Annotated in this window: 18 protein-coding genes; all 18 read left to right on the forward strand. The window is 52.2% G+C overall.

What is annotated here, in order from left to right:
* Positions 1 to 96: 96 nt before the first annotated feature.
* Positions 97 to 744 (forward strand): translation elongation factor Ts, encoded by a 648-nt coding sequence (gene tsf, locus WKI47_RS01430; protein ID WP_037282305.1) that lies wholly within the window; start codon positions 97 to 99, stop codon positions 742 to 744.
* A gap of 124 nt (positions 745 to 868) precedes the next feature.
* Positions 869 to 1,597 carry a UMP kinase gene (gene pyrH, locus WKI47_RS01435; protein ID WP_340225394.1) on the forward strand — a complete coding sequence of 243 codons (729 nt, stop codon included), beginning with the start codon at positions 869 to 871 and terminating at the stop codon, positions 1,595 to 1,597.
* A complete protein-coding gene (frr, locus tag WKI47_RS01440) occupies positions 1,597 to 2,151 on the forward strand; it encodes a ribosome recycling factor (RefSeq protein ID WP_340225395.1) in 555 nt (184 codons plus the stop codon). The genes pyrH and frr overlap by 1 nt, the downstream gene beginning before the upstream one ends.
* 81 nt (positions 2,152 to 2,232) lie before the next feature.
* A complete protein-coding gene (locus WKI47_RS01445; protein ID WP_340225396.1) occupies positions 2,233 to 3,009 on the forward strand; it encodes an isoprenyl transferase in 777 nt (258 codons plus the stop codon).
* A gap of 28 nt (positions 3,010 to 3,037) precedes the next feature.
* Positions 3,038 to 3,838 carry a phosphatidate cytidylyltransferase gene (locus WKI47_RS01450; protein WP_340225397.1) on the forward strand — a complete coding sequence of 267 codons (801 nt, stop codon included), beginning with the start codon at positions 3,038 to 3,040 and terminating at the stop codon, positions 3,836 to 3,838.
* Between the two features lie 56 nt (positions 3,839 to 3,894).
* Complete coding sequence (locus tag WKI47_RS01455) at positions 3,895 to 5,037, forward strand: 1-deoxy-D-xylulose-5-phosphate reductoisomerase (RefSeq protein WP_340225398.1); 1,143 nt, start codon at positions 3,895 to 3,897, stop codon at positions 5,035 to 5,037.
* A 66-nt stretch (positions 5,038 to 5,103) separates the two neighbouring features.
* Positions 5,104 to 6,390, forward strand: a complete 1,287-nt coding sequence (gene rseP / locus WKI47_RS01460; protein WP_340225399.1) for an RIP metalloprotease RseP — start codon at positions 5,104 to 5,106, stop codon at positions 6,388 to 6,390.
* A 75-nt stretch (positions 6,391 to 6,465) separates the two neighbouring features.
* A complete protein-coding gene (proS, locus tag WKI47_RS01465) occupies positions 6,466 to 7,923 on the forward strand; it encodes a proline--tRNA ligase (RefSeq protein WP_340225400.1) in 1,458 nt (485 codons plus the stop codon).
* Between the two features lie 109 nt (positions 7,924 to 8,032).
* The gene (locus WKI47_RS01470) at positions 8,033 to 12,364 is read left to right on the forward strand and encodes a PolC-type DNA polymerase III (RefSeq protein ID WP_340225401.1); all 4,332 of its coding nucleotides are present in this window, start codon (positions 8,033 to 8,035) and stop codon (positions 12,362 to 12,364) included.
* A 207-nt stretch (positions 12,365 to 12,571) separates the two neighbouring features.
* Positions 12,572 to 13,033 carry a ribosome maturation factor RimP gene (rimP, locus tag WKI47_RS01475; protein WP_037282280.1) on the forward strand — a complete coding sequence of 154 codons (462 nt, stop codon included), beginning with the start codon at positions 12,572 to 12,574 and terminating at the stop codon, positions 13,031 to 13,033.
* Positions 13,034 to 13,067: 34 nt separating this feature from the next.
* Entirely contained in the window at positions 13,068 to 14,165 is a 1,098-nt protein-coding gene (nusA, locus tag WKI47_RS01480; protein WP_340225402.1) for a transcription termination factor NusA, read from the forward strand.
* 38 nt (positions 14,166 to 14,203) lie between these two features.
* Positions 14,204 to 14,515, forward strand: a complete 312-nt coding sequence (gene rnpM, locus WKI47_RS01485; protein ID WP_037282275.1) for an RNase P modulator RnpM — start codon at positions 14,204 to 14,206, stop codon at positions 14,513 to 14,515.
* Complete coding sequence (locus WKI47_RS01490; RefSeq protein WP_037282273.1) at positions 14,508 to 14,831, forward strand: L7Ae/L30e/S12e/Gadd45 family ribosomal protein; 324 nt, start codon at positions 14,508 to 14,510, stop codon at positions 14,829 to 14,831. Before rnpM ends, WKI47_RS01490 begins: the two co-directional genes overlap by 8 nt.
* Entirely contained in the window at positions 14,824 to 17,349 is a 2,526-nt protein-coding gene (infB, locus tag WKI47_RS01495; RefSeq protein ID WP_340225403.1) for a translation initiation factor IF-2, read from the forward strand. Before WKI47_RS01490 ends, infB begins: the two co-directional genes overlap by 8 nt.
* Before the next feature lie 17 nt (positions 17,350 to 17,366).
* Positions 17,367 to 17,765: a 30S ribosome-binding factor RbfA gene (rbfA, locus tag WKI47_RS01500; RefSeq protein WP_340225404.1), complete on the forward strand. Its 399-nt coding sequence runs from the start codon at positions 17,367 to 17,369 to the stop codon at positions 17,763 to 17,765.
* Positions 17,752 to 18,729, forward strand: a complete 978-nt coding sequence (locus WKI47_RS01505) for a bifunctional oligoribonuclease/PAP phosphatase NrnA (protein WP_340225405.1) — start codon at positions 17,752 to 17,754, stop codon at positions 18,727 to 18,729. The genes rbfA and WKI47_RS01505 overlap by 14 nt, the downstream gene beginning before the upstream one ends.
* Positions 18,726 to 19,640, forward strand: coding sequence for a tRNA pseudouridine(55) synthase TruB (truB, locus tag WKI47_RS01510; RefSeq protein ID WP_340225406.1), 915 nt, complete (start codon positions 18,726 to 18,728; stop codon positions 19,638 to 19,640). The genes WKI47_RS01505 and truB overlap by 4 nt, the downstream gene beginning before the upstream one ends.
* A 70-nt stretch (positions 19,641 to 19,710) precedes the next feature.
* The gene (locus WKI47_RS01515) at positions 19,711 to 20,652 is read left to right on the forward strand and encodes a bifunctional riboflavin kinase/FAD synthetase (protein WP_340225407.1); all 942 of its coding nucleotides are present in this window, start codon (positions 19,711 to 19,713) and stop codon (positions 20,650 to 20,652) included.
* Positions 20,653 to 20,794: the final 142 nt, after the last annotated feature.

Raw genomic sequence — 20,794 nt, forward strand, 5'->3', positions numbered from 1 at the left:
CAGAGTTAAAAAAAGAGGGTGGTTGGTGGTGAATAACCTCTTAACCGCCCTCTTTTTAGGAGTAAAATACCAATACTTATCTGGAGGGAATCAATAATGGCAGTAAATGCGAGCGCAGTAAAAGAACTTCGTGAAAGAACGGGCGCAGGTATGCTCGATTGCAAAAAAGCACTGGAAGAAACAAACGGCGATATCGACAAAGCGGTAGACGTTCTGCGCGAAAAAGGCTTGTCCGCAGCAGCGAACAAAGCTGGACGTGCAGCGACTGAAGGTACAGTTGAATCTTACATCCACGCAGGCGGCCGTATCGGCGTTCTGGTTGAAATCAACTGCGAAACCGACTTCGTTGGTAAAACCGACCAATTCAAAAACTTCGCACGCGACATCGCGATGCACATCGCTGCGGCAAGCCCGCTTTACGTTCGTCGCGAAGAAGTTCCGGCTGAAGTCGTAGAAAAAGAAAAAGAAATCCTGAAGGCTCAAGCCCTGAACGAAGGCAAGCCTGAAAAGATCGTCGAAAAAATGGTCGAAGGCCGCGTAAACAAATATTACGAAGAAAACTGCCTGCTTGAGCAATCCTTCGTTAAAGATCCGGACAAAACAATTTCGCAACTGCTGAACGAAAAAATCAGCACGATCGGCGAAAACATCTCGATCCGTCGTTTCGCTCGTTTCGAGCTGGGCGAAGGTCTGGAAAAGAAAGTCGATAACTTCGTAGAAGAAGTTATGGCTCAAGTTAAGTAATTTTTAAAACGCGTAACTAAAGATCAATCACAGCTTCTGTGCATGGGGGGAACACTTGGTGTTCCTTCTTTTTTAACCAGGGTTCCCCATATGTTCAGATAGCGGAAAAAAGCGGAGGGTAAAATTGATGCAGCCTGCATTTAAGCGAGTGGTACTCAAAGTCAGCGGCGAGTCGCTTGCGGGACAGAACGGATACGGAATCGACGGACTGATGATTTCGGATATTGCCGAACAAATCAAGGAAGTCGTGAAATTGGGCGTGGAGGTAGCAGTCGTTTGCGGCGGTGGTAATATCTGGCGAGGAATCGCGGGTAGTGCCAGCGGGATCGATCGTTCGACCGCGGATTACATGGGGATGCTTGCGACGGTGATGAACTCGCTTGCCCTTCAAGACGCGCTCGAATCGATCGATGTACCGACTAGAGTCCAGACGTCGATTGCTATGCAACAGATTGCCGAGCCGTACATTCGCCGCAGAGCGATTCGCCACCTGGAAAAAGGCCGCGTCGTCATCTTTGCAGCAGGTACAGGCAATCCGTTCTTCTCGACCGATACGACTGCCGCGCTGCGTGCGGCGGAAATCGAAGCGGAAGTCATTTTGATGGCGAAGAATAAAGTAGACGGCGTGTACTCGGCCGACCCGTTCATCGATCCTACCGCAGAGAAGTTCGAACAACTTACCTACATGGAAGTGATTAGCCGTAATCTGGGCGTAATGGACTCCACCGCTTCTTCCCTGTGCATGGACAACAATATTCCGCTTATCGTATTTGCTATTACCGAACAAGGCAATATCAAAAAAGTCGTTCTCGGTGAAAAAATCGGAACGATCGTTAAAGGGAGTGTAGATTAATGCCTCAGACCGTGAAGAAAAACGCGGAAGATCGCATGGGTAAGGCCATCCAGGCGCTTCAGCGCGACCTGAGCACGCTGCGCGCCGGACGCGCCGTGCCGGCTCTGCTCGACCGGATTCAAGTCGAATATTACGGAGCACCGACACCGCTGAACCAACTCGCGAATATTAACACGCCGGATTCCCGGACGTTGATGATTCAACCGTGGGATAAGTCGTCACTGGCCGATATTGAGCGCGCGATTCAAAAATCGGACCTCGGTCTTACGCCATCCAATGACGGAAATGCGATTCGCTTGGTTATTCCAGCCCTGACGGAAGAGCGTCGTACCGAGCTTGTCAAACTGACGAAGAAGTTCGGCGAAGAAGGCAAAGTAGCGGTTCGCAACATCCGCCGCGATGCCAATGACGATATCAAGAAGATGGAAAAAGGCGAAATCTCCGAAGACGAGTCCCGTGGGCATCAGGAAGAGATCCAGAAGCTTACGGATAAATATATCGCGGAAGTCGACAAAGTGATCGCTGTAAAAGAAAAAGAGATTATGGAAGTTTAAGACCCCGCGACCCCTCCGTTCCAGGTGGGGTTGTGTCTTTTTTCGGGACATCTGCGGGAGCTGAAGCATGGAGGAGAAGACATGATCAATCGGTTTCGCTCGTGGATCGGTCCGAAGGAGCGCGAGCAGGCTTCAGGACCGGCCGAACCGTCGGCGGATAACGTACCGCAGCATATCGCTATCATCATGGACGGCAACGGCCGATGGGCCAAGAGACTTGGCATGCCAAGAATCGTCGGTCACCAGAGCGGGATGAAGGCTGTGAAGCGAGCTACAATTGCTGCGGACGAGCTGGGAGTTCGCTACCTGACGTTATATGCCTTTTCCACGGAAAATTGGAGCAGGCCCAAAGAAGAAGTCGATTTTCTGATGCGGCTGCCGCAGGAGTTTCTGGCATTAGAGCTTGAAGAACTCATACAGAAAAATGTGCAGGTACGGATGATGGGCAATATGGAAAATCTGCCGGAGCACACACTCAAGGCTATGCGTGAAGCAACGGCTCGTACAAAAGATAACACCGGTCTGGTGTTGAATTTTGCACTGAACTATGGAGCGCGTCGCGAACTGGTCGAAGGTATACGAGAAATCGCCAGGCACGTTGAAGCGGGTCAAATTCGGGCGGAAGATATTGATCAAGAGATGATCTCTGCCCACCTTCAAAGCGTAGATATGCCTGATCCCGATCTGTTGATCCGCACCAGCGGGGAGCTGCGGATCAGTAACTTCATGCTGTGGCAGATCGCATATAGCGAATTGTGGTTTACGGACGCCTATTGGCCGGAATTCGGCAGGGAGCATCTGAGAGAAGCGGTAGCCGAATACCAGCGGCGCACACGCAGATATGGCGGTTTGAAATAGCGGCGTCGCCCGGACGGAGGATGAAACGGTGAAACAACGAATTATAACCGGTGTTGTAGCCGGCGTGTTGTTCTTGGGACTGTGTGTATTGGGCGGCTTTGGGTACCCGGCACTGATTATGCTGATGGCTCTCGTCGGCTTTTATGAGTTTGCGAAAATGAGCACAGGGGCTCCGTTTCGTACGGAAGCCTGGATCGGTTATCTCGCTGTGGCGTATTTAACTTTTCCGTGGCAAGTTTGGGACTTGCATTTCCCGATCCCTCCTCAACATGCGATCTGGCTGGCGCTGCTGCTGCTGCTGTGTGCGACGGTGCTTACCAAAAACGAAATCAATATCAAGCAGGCTTCGCTGCTCTTCCTGGGTGCAGTTTATGTCGGCTTGGGTTTTTATTATATTGCCATCTCGCGAGAAACTCCGGACGGACACGGCTTGTTTTGGACCTTCCTGCTGCTGCTAAGCATTTGGGGGAGTGACGCAGGTGCCTACTTCACAGGTAAAGCTTTTGGTAAAAACAAGCTTTGGCCGGCCATTAGCCCGAACAAAACGATTGAAGGCGCCGTTGGAGGAATCTTGATTGCAGTTGTGATCGCGCTTGGATTCTCCCTGGCAGCTCCTGATCTGTTGAATCCGCTTCGAGCGATGTTGATTGGACTGGCGGCTTCGGTTGTCGGACAAATGGGGGATCTGATTCAGTCTGCCTATAAGCGCGTATACGGCATCAAGGATTCCGGCAGCATTTTACCCGGACACGGAGGCATTTTGGATCGCTGCGATAGTTGGTTGGCCGTATTCCCCTTCGTACATATCCTATTTTTGCTTCCTTTTTAAAGAGAATGAAGCGTTAGGAGAAGCGCACAGGGATAAAGAGGGGACGCGAATATCGAATGAAAAAGATTGCATTGCTTGGCTCCACAGGTTCGATCGGTACGCAGACTCTGCAAGTGGCAGCCGAGCATCCTGAACATTTTCAGGTTGAGGCTTTGGCTGCCGGAGGCAATATCGAATTGCTTTTGGAACAAATCCGGCAATTCAAGCCCTCTAAAGTATCGGTTGCGACAAAAGAAGCGGCCGAGTCGCTAAAGACGCAAATTCCTGCCGGAATACAGGTTTTTTTCGGTGATGAAGGCCTGATCGAGATTGCAGCGGGAACAGATGCGGATACGGTGGTTACGGCTGTAACCGGCAGTATGGGACTTCCCGCCACGCTGGCTGCTATCGACGAAGGGAAACAGATTGCACTCGCCAATAAAGAAACACTGGTCACCGCAGGCCATCTGGTTATGCGCCGCGCAGCGGATAAAGGCGTACCGATCCTGCCGGTAGACAGCGAGCATTCTGCGATCTTTCAGTGCTTGAACGGTGAGCCGAGAAAGCGGCTTTCGAGTATCACATTGACGGCTTCGGGAGGTTCGTTCCGGAACTTGAGTCGTGCGGAACTTGCGCAGGTGACTGTTGAAGACGCACTCAAACACCCGAACTGGTCGATGGGCTCCAAAATTACGATCGACTCGGCCACCATGGTCAACAAAGGGCTTGAAGTGATCGAAGCGCATTGGCTATTTGGTTTGTCTTACGATGAAATCAACGTGCTGCTTCATCCCGAGAGTATTATCCATTCATTCGTTGAATTCGAAGATACCGGCATCATCGCCCAACTCGGCAATCCGGATATGCGGGTGCCGATCCAGTATGCGTTGACTTACCCGGATCGTTTTCCGCTTCGGGCCAAACGCTTGTCGCTTGCCGAGATCGGTAAACTGCATTTCCGGGAAATGGATTTCGGCCGCTTCCCTTGTTTAAGGATGGCCTACGACTGTGGTAGAATGGGAGGAACCGCACCGACCGTCTTTAACGCAGCGAACGAAGTGGCGGTTGCACGCTTTTTGCGCCGGGAAATTTCGTTTTTGCAGATTGAAGATACGTTGGAAAAGGTGATGCAGCAGCATACGGCTATTGCCGATCCCGATTTGGATGTGATTCGCGAAGCCGATCAATGGGCGCGCCGCGTTGCTTCCGAAGTAAGATAGGCCATACCCCGCTGTTTTGCCTTGCCAACAATCGGTGCTTGACCAACAGGGAGGATCAGACCAGACATGATGACACTTCAGATCGTCGTGCTGACCGTACTGATGTTTTTCGTCGTCGTTACGGTGCACGAATGGGGACATTACTACTTTGCGAAACGCGCAGGCATTTTGGTGCGGGAATTTGCAATCGGCTTCGGCCCCAAGCTATTTTCTTATAAACGAGATGAAACGATGTTCACCCTGCGACTTTTGCCACTTGGCGGTTACGCAAGAATGGCCGGTGAAGATCCCGAGCTTGACCCGATCCAGCCGGGACAAACCATCGCGGTTCGTTTATCGGATGAAGGTGTCGTCAAAAAGATTTACCTCGATCAATTGGATAATCGGCGCAATGTCGTGATCGGAGAAATCGAATGGATCGATATCGAGGAGAGAATGCAGATTCGCTTGAACGTGGACGGCGAAACACAGCATCTCGAAGTCGACCGCAAAGCGGATATCGTCACGCGCGGCCAAGAGCTTCAGGTTGCGCCAAAAGACCGTCAGTTCCGCAGCAAAAGCGTAGGCAAGCGTGCTTTGGCGATTTTTGCCGGACCTCTGATGAACTTCGTATTGGCGTTCGTGTTGTTCCTGATTTACGTACAGGTCTCAGGCGTACCTGACGAAAAAGCGACAGGTGTCGAAGTAGCGGATATCGTCGCGGGAACGCCGGCCGATTCGTCGGATCTGGTCAAAGGCGATATCATTCAGTCGATCGACGGGCAAGCCGTGAACGGGGATTTGGCTAAGGTTACGGAATTGGTTAACGCATCAGGCGGAAGCGAAGTCGAAATGACCGTGCAACGCGGAAACGAGAGCGTTCAAGTGCCGGTGACGCCGAAGCTGGTTGATGCGCAAGACGGAAGCCAAGTGCTGCAAGTCGGCATTCAATTAAGCAAAATCAAACGGAGCGCGTCCTTCACGGAAACGTTCGAATTCGCGGGTAAATCGTTCGCGAGCGGCAGCACGGCCATCTTGGATGCGTTGCGCAAACTCGTTTTCGAACGCTTTGACATCAATCAATTAGCGGGGCCCGTAGGTACGTTGCAGGCTACCGGGGAGATCGCCAGCCAGGGCATCGATCAGATGATTCTTTGGACGGCGCTTGTCAGCATCAACCTGGGGATTTTCAATCTGCTGCCGATTCCAATGCTGGACGGAAGCCGCTTGATTTTCCTCGGCATCGAAGCTGTACGCAGACGGCCGATCGATCCGAATAAAGAAGGCATGGTGCACTTTATCGGTTTCGCGCTGATCTTCCTGCTTATGATCGCCGTGACGTATAACGATATTTTGCGCATCATCAAAGGCTAGGCATTCACAAGTTAAAAACCGACTTTGCCGTCATCTGGCGGTAAGGCGGCTTGTTCGATAAACGGAGGGACATACATGGCAAGCGATAAACAGGATAAGCAGTTCGTTACAGAGATTACCCCGCAGAGTGAAGACTTTTCACGCTGGTATATCGATGTCATTAAAAAAGCGGAATTGATGGATTATGCGCCCGTTCGCGGTTGTATCGTGTTCCGTCCGGAAGGCTATGCGATCTGGGAAAACATTCAGCAAGAGATGGACCGTCGCTTCAAAGAAACGGGACACCGCAACGCCTACTTCCCGATGCTGATTCCCGAAAGCTTTTTCCAAAAAGAAAAAGAGCATATCGAAGGCTTCAACCCGGAGCTTCCGTTCGTGACCGAAGCCGGCGGCGATATTTTGGAAGAGCGTCTTGCGGTACGTCCGACGTCGGAAACGATGTTCGGCCATATGTACTCCAAATGGATCAAATCGTACCGCGATCTGCCTGTTCTGATCAACCAATGGGCAAACGTGATGCGTTGGGAAAAACGGACCATGCCGTTCCTGCGTACAAGCGAGTTCCTGTGGCAAGAAGGCCATACGGCGCACGAAGACGAGAAGGATGCACGTGAAGAAACGATGCGCATGCTCGAACTCTACCGTGATTTCGTCGAAGACTTCCTGGCTATGCCAGTCGTGATGGGTCAAAAAACACCGTCCGAAAAATTCGCGGGCGCGGTCGATACGTATTCGATCGAAGCGATGATGAAAGACGGCAAAGCGGTTCAAGCGGGTACTTCCCACTATATGGGCACCAACTTCGCCAAAGCGTTTGAGATCCAATACCTCAACCGCGATAACGAGCTGGAGTTCACGCATACGACTTCATGGGGCACAAGCACACGTCTGATCGGTTCGATGATCATGGCGCACGGCGATGACCGTGGTCTGGTCATTCCTCCGAAAGTAGCGCCGACTCAGGTTGTCTTGATCCCGATCGGGCCTCCGAAAATGCGTGATATGGTTATCGAGCGAGCGGACGCCCTGTATGCCGAGCTTAAAGCGGCAGGTATCCGCGTGAACATGGACGACCGTGCGGATGTGCGTCCGGGCTGGAAATTTAACGAATACGAAATGCGCGGCGTTCCGGTACGGATCGAAATCGGACCGCGCGATATCGAAAACGGCGTCTGCCTGCTGGCTTCGCGTCTGGGCGGCGACAAGCTGACCGTTCAGCTCGATAACGTAGTGGCTGACGTGAAGCAATTGTTGGACGATATTCAAAAAGGAATGTACGAGCGTGCGCTTCAATTCCGTGCCGACCATTTCCACTCGGTGGATAACCTGGACGAAATGCGCGCTCAAATGGAAGAAAAGCGCGGATTCTTCCTGGCCGGCTGGTGCGGAAGCGAAGCTTGCGAAGATACGGTCCGTGCCGAGACGGGCGCGACAAGCCGTAATATTCCGTTCGATCCGCAGGAACATAAGACGACTTGCGTCGCTTGCGGAGAAGCAGCCAAGCACACCGTTGTATTTGCAAAAGCGTATTAATCTTTTATACACAAAGCACAACCGGGAATGAAGCTTCCGGCGGCGGGGCGAAGAAAGTGGCCCGCCGCGGAAGCTCTTCGCTTTTTACGAAACAAAGGGGGGACAGACGATGAGTGAGACGGCGGAGCGCAGGCAGCGCCTCGAATTGCTAATGAAGCAGGCCGAGATGCCCGCTAGCGCGGCGGACCCTTATTTTAATGATGGATATATCGACCGGGTAGAAATCAGCCGGTCGAATCGCGATTGGAAAATCGTGTTGGTCAAAGATACATTGGTACCGGCACAGATTTACCGTACTTTTTGTTTGCAGATCCAGGAGCGACTCAAGCATATTGCGAAGATTCGCTTTTTGTTTCAATATACGGGGGAAAATCGGCAAAGCGAGATCGTAAACGAGTATTGGAAGCTGTTTATCGAATGGGCGCAGCGCGAAATCCCTTCGGTCAACGGTTGGATGGCCAGAGCGCAAGCGGTAACGGAAGGAAGCGTGACCACGGTTTCGTTTGCCGATCCGATGTCGCTGGAGCTTGGCAAGAAGCGTAACATCGACAAAGCTCTGACCGACTTTTACGAAAAATATTTCGGTCTTCAGCTTCAGGTCAAATTGAACGTCGACACGGGAGAAGACGCAGCCAAAGAGGCCAAAGCCCAATTCGATGAGATGCGCAGACGTGACGAACTAGCCGCGATCGAGAAAATGATGGCGGAGATCGATGCGGAAATCAATGCGGGCGAGGAGAATGAAGACGGCGAAGTCGTCAAACTCCAAATCGGCTACGATATTCGCGACGAAGCCATCTCGCTTCAGACGCTGCAAGACGAAGAGAAGAAGGTTACGATCCAGGGTCTGATTTTTGGTCTGGAAAGCAAAGAACTGCGTAACGGCAGCACTTTGTTCACCTATTACCTGACCGACTACAGCGACTCGCTGCAAATGAAGATGTTCGCGAAAAACAAAGACGATCTGAAAGTCATGAGTCTGCTTGCGAACGGGAAATGGGTCAAAGCCCGCGGACGCGTCGAAATGGACCGTTTTATGCAGATTCCGGAACTGGTCATGATTCCTTCCGACCTGATGGAGATCAAGTCGCCTCCGATTCGGATGGACAATGCGGAAGAAAAGCGCGTCGAATTCCATTTGCACACCAAAATGAGTACGATGGACGCGGTATGTTCGATCGACGAATACGTGAAGCGCGCCGCGAAATGGGGACATAAAGCGATCGCGGTCACCGATCACGGCGGCGTGCAATGTTACCCGGATGCGGCCAAAGCCGCCAAAAAGAACGGGATCAAAATGATGTACGGCGTCGAAGCCAACGTAGTTAACGATTCGGTCGCGGTCGTGCTCAATCCCCGGGACGGCGAATTGAAGACGGCGGAATACGTCGTCTTCGATATCGAGACCACCGGCTTGTCGATCACGCAAAACAAAATCATCGAAATCGCGGCGGTCAAAATGCGGGACGGTCAGGAAACGGGACGTTATTCGACATTTGTCGATCCGCATGAACGCATTCCTTACCATATCCAGCAGTTGACCAATATCACGGATGACATGGTACGCGGAGCGCCGGAGATCGACAGCGTAATTCGGGAATTCGTGGACTTTGCCGGAGACGCTATTCTTGTCGCGCACAACGCACGATTCGATATCGGGTTTATCCAGGCGACGTTGAAAAACTTCGATCTGCCGCTAATGGAGAATCCGGTGCTCGATACGTTGGAAATGGCGCGTTTGCTGCATCCAACGATGAAAAACCACCGTTTGAACACATTGGCAAACCGATATAAAGTGGCGCTCGAAAGCCATCACCGCGCGATCGACGATACGATAGCGTTGGCAGGCATTTTAACGGGACTGATCGAAGACGCGGTCAAAGAACGCAATCTTAACAATTTGAGCCGTTTGAACGACTTTGTCGGTAAAGACTTGTCCAATGCGCGTCCGTTCCACTGCGGCATTTACGCCCTGAACGATGTCGGCAAAAAAAACCTGTACAAACTCATATCCATGTCGCATACCGAGCATTTCAAACGGGTGCCTTGCATTCCGAAGTCCAAGCTCGAAAACATGCGTGAAGGCTTGCTGATTTTGTCAGGCTGCGAAAAAGGCGAATTTTTCGAAGCTGTGTTGAACAAAACAGTCGAAGAGGCAGAAGACGTAGCCGGATTCTATGACGTTTTGGAAATCCAACCGTTGACCATGTACATGCACTTGGTGGACAAAGGTCTGGTCGGCAGCGCCGAAGAACTCAAAATCGCGGTCGAAAAAGTATGCAAGATCGGCAACAAGCTGAATAAACCGGTCGTCGCCACAGGCAATGTGCATTACCTCGACCCGCGGGACAAAATGTACCGGGACATCACGATCCACGGCATCACGGGATTCAGCCCGCTCAAAGACCAGAACAAACCGGACGCCCATTTTCGCACGACCGAAGAAATGCTGGAAGAGTTCAAGTTTTTGGGCGAGGAAAAAGCCAAAGAAGTCGTCGTGACCAACACGTCCGAACTGGCCGACCGTTTCGAAGAAATCAAGTTGTTCCCGTCGGAGCTGTACACGCCGATTATCGAAGGAGCCGATCAGGAAATCCGCGATACCTGCTACAACACGGCGAAAGAAATGTACGGCGAAGAGCTTCCGGAAGTGATCATTGCGCGGCTGGAAAAAGAACTCGGCCCGATCATCAAGTTTGGTTTCTCTGCCAACTATCTGATCTCCGAGCGTTTGGTTAAAAAGTCGAACAGCGACGGTTATCTGGTCGGTTCGCGGGGTTCGGTCGGTTCTTCGGTGGTCGCGATGTTCCTGGGAATCTCCGAAGTTAACCCGCTGCCGCCGCACTATATATGCCGGAACCCGGAATGCAAACATAGCGAATGGTTCCTGGACGGTAGCGTGCGAAGCGGATTCGACCTACCTAACAAACAATGCCCGAACTGCGATTCGACGATGCTCGGCGAAGGACATGATATTCCGTTCGAGACGTTCCTGGGCTTCAAAGGCGACAAAGTTCCCGATATCGACTTGAACTTCTCGGGCGAATACCAGCCTCAGGCGCATAACTTTACCAAAGTCATGTTTGGCCCTGATAACGTGTTCCGTGCCGGCACGATCGGTACGGTCGCCGAAAAGACAGCGTTCGGTTTTGCGAAAAAGTACGAAGAACACCACCAGAAGCGCTGGCGCTCGGCCGAATTGAATCGCTTGGCTTCCGGCTGTACCGGCGTTAAACGCAGTACCGGACAGCACCCGGGCGGTATTGTCGTTTTGCCGGACTATATGGAGATCGAAGACATCACGCCTGTCCAGTACCCGGCCGACGACGTGAACGCGGAATGGAAAACGACCCATTTCGACTATCACGCATTCGATGAGAACTTGCTCAAGCTCGATATTCTGGGACACGATGATCCGACGATGATGCGTATGCTTCAGGATTTGACCGGCGTCGATCCGACGACGATCCCGATGAACGATCCGAAAGTCATGAGCATGTTTAACTCCACGGATTCGCTCGGCGTCACGCCGGAGCAGATCCGTACTCCCGTGGCCACGTATGGCGTACCGGAGATGGGGACCAAATTCGTGCGTCAGATGCTGATCGAAGCCAAGCCGTCGAGTTTTGCCGATTTGCTGCAAATTTCCGGTCTGTCGCATGGAACCGGCGTTTGGCTGGGCAATGCCGATCAACTGATCAAAAACGGCACCTGCAATATCAAAACCGTAATCGGCTGTCGGGACGATATCATGTTGTTCCTGATTTACAAAGCGGGCATGGACGCGAGCCTGGCGTTTAAAATTACGGAAAGCGTTCGTAAAGGCAAAGGGCTTCCGCAGGAATGGATCGACGAAATGAAGCGCTGCAAAGTGCCGAACTGGTATATCGATTCCTGTCTGAAAATCCAATACATGTTCCCGAAAGCCCACGCCGCGGCCTATGTCATTTCGGCTGTGCGTACGGCTTACTTCAAGCTGTATCACCCGATCGAATACTATGCGACCTATTTCTCTGTCCGCGCGGCGGACTTTGAAATCGAGTTGTTCTGTCAAGGGTATGAAGCGATCGGGCGGAAAATCGTCGAGATCGAGCAAAAAGGCTTCCAAGCGCAGCCAAAAGAAAAAGCCATGCTGCCGATTCTGGAGATGGCGCTTGAGATGACGGCCCGCGGTTTCACTTTCAAAACGATAGATCTGTATCGCTCCGACGCCCAAAAATTCATCGTTGACGGAACCAGCCTGATCTTCCCGTTCTCGTCGCTTGCCGGTCTCGGCGACAATGCGGCAAAAGGTGTAGCTGCCGCGCGTGAACATGGCGAATTCCTTTCAATCGAGGATTTCCAGCAGAAGTCGAAAGCCTCGAAAACTATTATCGAACTGCTTGGGCAACTGGGCTGCTTCCGCGGTCTGCCTGAAAGCAACCAGCTCTCCTTATTCTAAAGAAGGGCGTAATGACGGCCTTTGTAAAGCCCTCATACTTGTCACCATTACGGGCTTATGGTATAATCGAGGTAGGATTTTGGAGTTAGACACAGTAGGAGATAGATCTTTGTGTAGAGAGTGGGGCAACCCACTCTTTACTTTTGGGCTGATATCTTCTGCACCGCCCTTGCGGACGGAACTTGACAACGCTTGGAGGGTGAATGCTTGAGCACACCGAAGATTAAAACAACCGTAGAAGAGATGATCGAACCGTACCTGACTGAACAGGGATTCGAACTGGTCGATGTGGAGTACGTGAAGGAAGGCGGCAGCTATTTCTTGCGTATTTACGTGGATAAGGAAGGCGGCATCGATATCGATGACTGCGGGCAGATCAGTGAGTACATGAGCCAGAAACTGGACGAAAACGACCCGATCGAAGAAGCGTACTTCCTGGAAGTATCGTCGCCGGGAGCCGAACGCCCGCTGAAAAAAGCGGAAGACGTGCTCAAGGCAGTCGGAAAAGATGTTTTCGTTACGACTTACGAACCGATTAACGGATCGAAGGAATTCGAAGGCAAACTGCTTTCGTTTGAAAACGGGGAACTTGTTATCGCGTTCGGGAAGAAACAGGCAGCTGTGCCTTACGACAAGGTCGCCAGCGCCAGACTGGCCATTATTTTCTAATATAGATAGTCCTGAAAGGGGGAGCGTTGGGCAAATGAGTACGGATTTCATTGAAGCATTAAACGAGCTGGAGCGTGATAGGGGGATTAGCAAAGAGATTCTTTTCGAAGCGATCGAAGCAGCGCTGATCTCCAGCTACAAACGCAATTTCAACACGGCTCAAAACGTACGCGTGGATATGAATCGTAATACCGGGGTAATTAAAGTATACGCGCGCAAATTGGTGGCAGAGGAAGTATTGGATGAAAGAACCGAAATCTCGCTCGAAAATGCGCGGGAAATCAATCCGCATCTGCAAATCGATGATATTGCGGAGCTGGAAGTTACGCCTCGTGATTTCGGACGCATCGCTGCACAAACGGCGAAACAAGTCGTGACACAGCGGATTCGCGAAGCCGAGCGCGGTCTGATCTACAATGCGTTCGTTGACAAAACGGAAGACATCGTAACGGGAACCGTACAGCGTATGGATGCCCGGAATCTGTATGTCGATCTGGGCAAGATCGAGGCGGCTTTGCCGCTTACCGAACTTATGCCAGGCGAGAAATTCGCGCACAACGAGCGGATCAAAGGTTATATCACAAAGGTAGAGAATACGACAAAGGGGCCGCAAATCATCTTGTCTCGGACACATCCCGGACTGTTGAAGCGCCTGTTTGAACTTGAAGTGCCTGAGATTTTCGATGGCGTCGTCGAAATTAAATCGGTAGCACGCGAAGCCGGTTTCCGTTCGAAAATCGCCGTTTATTCCCGTAATGCGGAAGTCGATCCGGTCGGTTCTTGCGTAGGTCCAAAAGGCGTGCGCGTACAAACGATCGTGAACGAACTCCGCGGGGAAAAAATCGACATTGTGAACTACTCCGAGAGCGTGGAAGAATACGTGGCGAATGCGCTAAGTCCTTCCAAAGTCATCGAAGTCGAAGTATTCGAAGCCGAAAAAATGGCCCGCGTCATCGTACCGGACTATCAGTTGTCGCTTGCGATCGGGATCAAAGGCCAAAACGCGCGCCTTGCGGCGAAGCTGACGGGCTGGAAGATTGATATCAAAAGCGAGACACAGGCTGAAGAAGAATTCGGCAGAGAGCGCACGTACGACGGCGAAATGCCTCAAGACTCCGTGTCTATCGACTAGCATTTTTAACGTTATAGGCGAAAGCGGGGGTTCCAGCCATGAAAACGAAAAAGGTACCGTTGCGTAAATGCGTAGCCAGCCAGGAAATGCTGCCTAAAAAGGAATTGATTCGGGTCGTCCGCACGCCGGAAGGCCAAATCGAGATCGACCTTACAGGCAAAAAATCCGGCAGAGGCGCTTATCTGCGCGCAGATGCTGACTGCTTCCGGCTTGCCCAGAAGAATAAGTCATTGGACCGCGCGCTCAAGCAGCCGGTGCCGGCCGAGATCTACGAACAACTTGCCCGGGACTTCATTCGGGTTGAACACCAATTCCGTGAATTACAGGAGAGAGAAACAGACGATGAATAATGAGCTTTCGGGACTGGGGCTGGCCATGCGCGCCGGAAAGATGGTTACCGGAGACGAAATGGTGATCAAAGCTATCCGGTCGCGTGAAGCCAAGTTGGTCGTCTTGGCCGGCGACGCCTCGTCCAATACCCAAAAAAAGTTTCGCGACAAATGCGCTTCATACGGCATTCCCCTGCTCGTCGGTTTTGACCGCGAGCGGCTAGGCGCCAGTATTGGTAAGCCAGAACGTCTTGTACTCGCGTTGACCGAACAGGGATTTGCCGACATGATCCGCAGGAAACTGGGGACAACGTCGGAGGTGGAGTATATTGAGTAAACCAGAAAACAAAGTTCGGGTCTATGAATACGCCAAATCGCTCGACATGAGCAGTAAAGAAATCATTACCATTTTGAAAAAACTCGAAATGCCGGTGAATAATCACATGAGTGTGATGGAACCCGAGGCAATCGGCAAAGTGGAACAATTTTTTCGGAAAATCAAGTCGAATGCCTCCAAGCCGGCATCTCCAAGCAGCAAGCCGCAATCGAACGGTGATAGCCAAATAAAAAATTCACAAGAAAAGCAGGTAGGTATGAATAATAAACCCCAAACCCCAAGTAGCAGTCAGTCGCAAAGTCAAGGCGGTAACCGTCCTCAGGGCAACCGCAGTTCTTCTTCCGTAGGCGGCGGTCAAAGTCGTCCGCAAAGCGGCGGCGCAAGCCGTCCTCAATCCAGTGGTCAAGGCGCACGCCCAAGCAGCGGCGGCCAAAGCGGAACTCGCAGCGGTGGCGGTCAAAGCAGTCAAGGCTCGCGTCCTAGCGGTACGGGCACGGGTTCGCAAAGCCGCGGACCTTCTTCCTCGAACAGCAGTTACGGTGGTAACCGTAGCGGCGGTCAAGGCGGACAGGGCGGTAACCGTACAGGCGGACAAGGAGGCCAAGGCGGAAATCGCGGAGGCGGGCAGGGCGGTGGACGTCCAGGCGGACAACGCCGTTCCGACGACAATAGAGGCGGATTCCGTGGCGGCCAAGGCGGTCGTGGTGGTAAAGGCGGCCGTGGCGGCAACAACCGCAACAACCAGCCGCCAAGAGAAAAAATCGACAATACGCCTAAGAAAATTATCGTGCGCGGCACGATGACCGTTGGCGAAACAGCGAAGCTTCTGCATAAGGATGCTTCGGAAGTGATCAAAAAGCTCATTATGCTCGGCGTAATGGCGACTATCAACCAAGAGCTGGATCTGGAAACGATCCAACTGCTCGCAGGCGATTTCGGCGTTGAAGTCGAAATCAAAATCCCGGTCGAAGACGATCGTTTCGAGACATTGGAAGAAACCGATGAAGAAGCCGATCTGAGAGAGCGTCCTCCGGTCGTAACCATCATGGGTCACGTCGACCATGGTAAAACGACACTGCTTGACGCAATTCGTTCGACGAACGTAACGGGCGGCGAAGCCGGCGGTATCACGCAGCATATTGGTGCTTACCAAGTCGAGATCAACAACAAAAAAATCACGTTCCTGGATACGCCGGGTCACGAAGCCTTCACGGCGATGCGTGCTCGTGGCGCACAGGTAACCGACATGACGATTATCGTCGTTGCAGCGGATGACGGCGTTATGCCGCAGACTGTTGAAGCGGTTAACCACGCGAAAGCGGCAAACCTGCCGATTATCGTAGCGGTGAACAAAATCGACAAGCCGGGTGCCGATCCGGACCGCGTCAAGCAAGAACTCACGGAGTACGGACTTGTGCCGGAAGAGTGGGGCGGCGATACGATCTTCGTTAACGTATCCGCGAAGCAAAGAATGGGTCTTGAAGGCCTGCTTGAAATGATTCTGCTGGTAGCTGAAGTCAACGACTACCGCGCAAATCCGGACAAGCGTGCCCGTGGTACGGTTATCGAAGCCGAGCTGGATAAAGGCCGTGGCCCTGTTGCCCGTATCCTCGTTCAGCACGGTACGCTGAAAATCGGGGATGCTTTCGTAGCAGGTAACTGTTTCGGACGCGTGCGCGCAATGGTCAACGACAAAGGCCGTCGACTGAAGGAAGCCGGCCCGTCGACTCCGGTCGAAATCACGGGTCTGACGGAAGTGCCGCAAGCTGGCGATCCGTTCATGGTATTTGAAGACGAGCGTAAAGCTCGCAGCATCGCCGACAAGCGCTCGATCACCCAACGCGAATCGGATATGGGCGCAAACACTCGCGTTACCCTCGACGATCTGTTCAAGCATATCAAAGACGGCGAAATCAAAGACCTCAACGTCATTATCAAAGGTGACGTTCAAGGTTCGGTCGAAGCCCTCAAAGGATCGCTTGCGAAGATCGAAGTCGAAGGCGTTCGCGTCAAGATCATCCACAGCGGTGCCGGCGCGATCAACGAATCCGATATTATTTTGGCGGCGGCTTCCAATGCTATCGTAATCGGCTTTAACGTTCGCCCGGACAACCAGGCTTCGTTGACTGCCGAGCAGGAAAAAGTAGACATTCGTCTGCACCGCGTTATTTACAGCGTAATCGAAGAGATCGAGCAAGCGATGAAAGGCATGCTCGACCCGATCTTCAAAGAAACGGTTATCGGCCAAGCCGAAGTCCGCAGCACGTTCAAAGTTACCAAAGTCGGCGTAATCGCAGGCTCCATGGTTATTCAAGGCAAGATTGCGCGTAATGCGGAAGCTCGCTTGATCCGTGGCGGCATCGTTGTCTACGAAGGTAAGATCGACTCGCTCAAACGTTACAAAGACGACGCGAAAGAAGTCTCTCAAGGCTACGAATGCGGAATCACGCTCGATTACAACGATATCCAAGAAGGCGACATTATCGAAGCCTTCGTGATGGAAGCTGTCGAGCGCTAAAAGCGGGGTGAAAAAATATGGCAAAAATTAGAGTAGGCCGAGTTGGCGAAGAAATCAAAAAAGAACTCAGCCAGATGATTCAAAGCGAATTGAAAGATCCGCGTATCGGATTCGTTACCGTCACCGATGTTGAGGTGACGGGCGACCTGTCCGAAGCTAACGTGTATCTGAGCATTTTCGGCGACGAAGACCAGAAGCAGCAGTCGCTGACAGGTATCAAAAAAGCGACAGGCTTCCTTCGCACCGAAATCGGCAAACGAATTCGCTTGCGGCATACGCCGGCACTGATCTTCCATCTCGACGAATCGATCGCCTACGGCAGCAAGATTGAAAGCCTGCTGGGACAGATCAAGTCGGAGGACGCGCCGGAGAAAGCCAAACAAGATCATAAAGGAGACGGCGATGCGGACGTATGAGCAGGATTTAATCGGTGCGCGGCAATTTATCGAACAGCACGATGACTTCCTGGTCGTGGCGCACGTACAGCCCGACGGAGATGCAGTCAGTTCCACCCTTGCGGTGGGCTGGCTTCTCTCGCGTTTAGGGAAAACCTTCACGATGATTAATGAAGGACCGATCCCGCAGCGTATGACGTACATGGAAGGTTCCGAGCAGATTCTGGATATGAGTTTGACGGAACGTACACGAACCTATAGCAATATCATTTGTGTCGATTGTGCGGATTTCAAACGGGTCGGTCTGGTTTCGGAATGGATGGAAAAAGAAGCGAATCTGCTCAATATCGACCATCATCCAACGAATGACGAGTACGGCACGCAGACGTTGATCAAAGCGGATGCGGCTGCGACAGCCGAGATCCTATACGATCTATTGGCCTCATTCGATTTGGGCTGGGATCGCCATGTCGCGGAAATGTTGTATACGGGGATTTTGACCGATACCGGCGGTTTCCGATATTCCAGTACATCGCCGAAAGTCATGCAAATAGCTTCCCATCTGCTGGAGCTTGGCGTGAACGGTCCGGATCTTGCGGATTTGCTGCTGGAGCAGTTGACCAAGCCGCAATTCGATGTGCTGACCTTGGCTCTGGCTACTCTGCAAATGTCCGAAAACGGCAAAGTCGCATGGGTGCATGTAACGCCCGAGCATATGGTTCAGGCGGGCGCGTCCAACGAAGACCTGGAAGGCATCGTGAATTACCCACGCAATATTCAGGGCGTCGAAGTCGGCGTTCTGTTTAAAGTTATTAACGAGAATGCGGTCAAAGCCAGCATGCGTTCCGCAGGCAAAGTGGATGTGGCGGCTATCGCTGCCGAATTCGGCGGAGGCGGGCATGTGCGCGCAGCCGGCTGCCGGTTGGAAGGCACGCTTGAGCAAGTGACGGCACTCGTGATCGAGAGGATCAAACAATCGCTATGAATGATTTCGACGGCGTACTGCCGGTACTCAAGCCCGCAGGCATGACGTCTCACGATGTCGTGGCGAAATGTCGGCGACTGCTTCAAATGAAACGAATCGGTCATACGGGCACGCTTGATCCGTCCGTTACGGGCGTGTTGCCTCTTTGCTTGGGGCGCGCGACCCGGATGGTCGAATATTTGCAGGAAATGCCAAAGGAATATCGTGCGGTGTTGAAATTCGGCATCGCGACGGACACGGAAGACCTGACGGGGACCGTAATCGAGGAAATGCCCAAAACAGGAATTACCGAAGCCCAAGTACGGGAAGCTTTGACCGATTTTATCGGTCCGATCATGCAGACCCCACCTATGTATTCGGCAATCAAAGTTGACGGTAAACGGCTTTATGAGCTGGCTCGCGAAGGTAAGACCGTGGAGCGCAAAGCACGTGAAGTGGTGATCCATGAACTCGAAGTTACAGGCTTTGAGGCAGGCGATCAGCCGGAGGTTTCTTTGCGTGTATTATGTTCAAAAGGAACCTATATCCGTACGCTCTGCGTCGATCTGGGCGCCAAGCTGGGTGTTCCGTCGACGATGGCGAAGCTGGAGCGCACGCTGTCCGCGGGTATCGGTCTGGATGGCTGCTTGACCTTTGAAGAGATTGCGGAGCGGATGGAAGCAGGCACGCTTGCGGATACGCTCGTTCGGGCAGACAAGGCGGCCGTTCATATGCCTGAGCACAAGGTGGACGAAAGTAGGCTGGAGAACGCATTACGCGGGCAAAAGCTGTCGTCTTGGGCTGTACTGCCTTCTGTGGAAGGGGTACAAAAAGAGTTCAGACTCTATACGCCGGATGACCGCTTTATCGGGATTTACAGATGGGACGAAGAAGTCGGCAAAGTCGTTCCGGTCAAAGTGTTCCTGCCTTAAGTGCCCGGCACTCCGCGAGGAATAGCAATGATCGAACGATCAAACGACGGAAAATGCAGGTGATCGAACAATGAAGACGATAACGCTAACTTATCCTTTAATCGGGGTCGGAGAAAATATTCCCGTTCAGCGGCAGATCATGGCAATCGGACAATTCGACGGTCTTCATCTAGGGCATGTCAGTGTCATTCAACGTGCATTGGAACTGGGACGCAGTCTACAATTGCCGGTTGCGGTACTGACGTTCCATCCCCATCCGAAGGAAGTGATGGGCAAGGGAGATTACGAAGGCTACCTGACGCCCCTGCGCGATAAGGAGAGCATTCTGGAAAAGCTCGGCGTGGACTATATGTATGTGGGCGAATTTACACCGGAATTTTCAAAGGTTCCTCCATCCGATTTTGTAACCAAAGTGTTAATGCCGCTTGAAGTGGCTACGGCAGTCGTTGGTTTTGATTTCCGGTTTGGGTTTATGGGGGAAGGGACTGCGGAAGCGATCAAACCGTTAAGCGGCGGAAAGATCGAAGTCAAGACCGTTTCTCCATTTTTATTGGATGAAGAGAAGGTCGGAAGTTCGGGGATTCGCGCTGCGCTGAAGCTCGGCGATGCGGAGAAAGCCGAGCGCTGGCTCGGTCGTTCTTACCGGGTTCGCGGTACCGTCGTAGACGGAGATAAACGGGGACGTACGATTGGTTTCCCTACTGCCAACGTCAATCCGTCAGGTCACTATGTAACGCCTGCAAAAGGCGTATACGCGGTACGTTTCGGCCTCGGTGAAGAAGTGTACGGAGGCGTCATGAATGTAGGCGTGAAGCCGACGTTTACAGATGGAAGCGTCAAGCCTACGTTTGAGACCCATCTGTTCGACTTTGATCGCAGTATTTACGGCGAGGATGTCTGGATTGACCTGGTGCAGTATATTCGTCCGGAGCGTAAATTTTCGGGGATTGACGAGCTTGTGGCGCAGATTGCCAAAGATGCGGATGAAGCACGCAGCATTCTGAACAAGTAGACGTTCGATTTTTATGGCATGGTGGTTTACTTTTCACTAAACGTTTGTTATACTGATTTACGTTGCTTGCGTTTACGTAAGCGACTTAACCATGGCTTGGTTTCTGGCTTTCACCGGCCGATACGAGGCTTTTGGGGATCAG

The organism is Saccharibacillus sacchari (genome assembly GCF_037722395.1).
In the GTDB taxonomy this organism is placed as follows: Bacteria; Bacillota; Bacilli; order Paenibacillales; family Paenibacillaceae; genus Saccharibacillus; species Saccharibacillus sacchari_A.

Excerpts from the sequence above, each read along its gene's own strand:
- WKI47_RS01515 (WP_340225407.1), top strand. The coding sequence starts at position 19,711 with ATGAAGACGATAACGCTAACTTATCCTTTAATCGGGGTCGGAGAAAAT.
- rnpM (WP_037282275.1), top strand. The coding sequence starts at position 14,204 with ATGAAAACGAAAAAGGTACCGTTGCGTAAATGCGTAGCCAGCCAGGAA.
- proS (WP_340225400.1), top strand. The coding sequence starts at position 6,466 with ATGGCAAGCGATAAACAGGATAAGCAGTTCGTTACAGAGATTACCCCG.
- rbfA (WP_340225404.1), top strand. The coding sequence starts at position 17,367 with ATGGCAAAAATTAGAGTAGGCCGAGTTGGCGAAGAAATCAAAAAAGAA.
- WKI47_RS01470 (WP_340225401.1), top strand. The coding sequence starts at position 8,033 with ATGAGTGAGACGGCGGAGCGCAGGCAGCGCCTCGAATTGCTAATGAAG.
- WKI47_RS01455 (WP_340225398.1), top strand. The coding sequence starts at position 3,895 with ATGAAAAAGATTGCATTGCTTGGCTCCACAGGTTCGATCGGTACGCAG.
- tsf (WP_037282305.1), top strand. The coding sequence starts at position 97 with ATGGCAGTAAATGCGAGCGCAGTAAAAGAACTTCGTGAAAGAACGGGC.
- WKI47_RS01505 (WP_340225405.1), top strand. The coding sequence starts at position 17,752 with ATGCGGACGTATGAGCAGGATTTAATCGGTGCGCGGCAATTTATCGAA.
- frr (WP_340225395.1), top strand. The coding sequence starts at position 1,597 with ATGCCTCAGACCGTGAAGAAAAACGCGGAAGATCGCATGGGTAAGGCC.
- WKI47_RS01445 (WP_340225396.1), top strand. The coding sequence starts at position 2,233 with ATGATCAATCGGTTTCGCTCGTGGATCGGTCCGAAGGAGCGCGAGCAG.
- truB (WP_340225406.1), top strand. The coding sequence starts at position 18,726 with ATGAATGATTTCGACGGCGTACTGCCGGTACTCAAGCCCGCAGGCATG.
- rseP (WP_340225399.1), top strand. The coding sequence starts at position 5,104 with ATGATGACACTTCAGATCGTCGTGCTGACCGTACTGATGTTTTTCGTC.
- nusA (WP_340225402.1), top strand. The coding sequence starts at position 13,068 with ATGAGTACGGATTTCATTGAAGCATTAAACGAGCTGGAGCGTGATAGG.
- WKI47_RS01490 (WP_037282273.1), top strand. The coding sequence starts at position 14,508 with ATGAATAATGAGCTTTCGGGACTGGGGCTGGCCATGCGCGCCGGAAAG.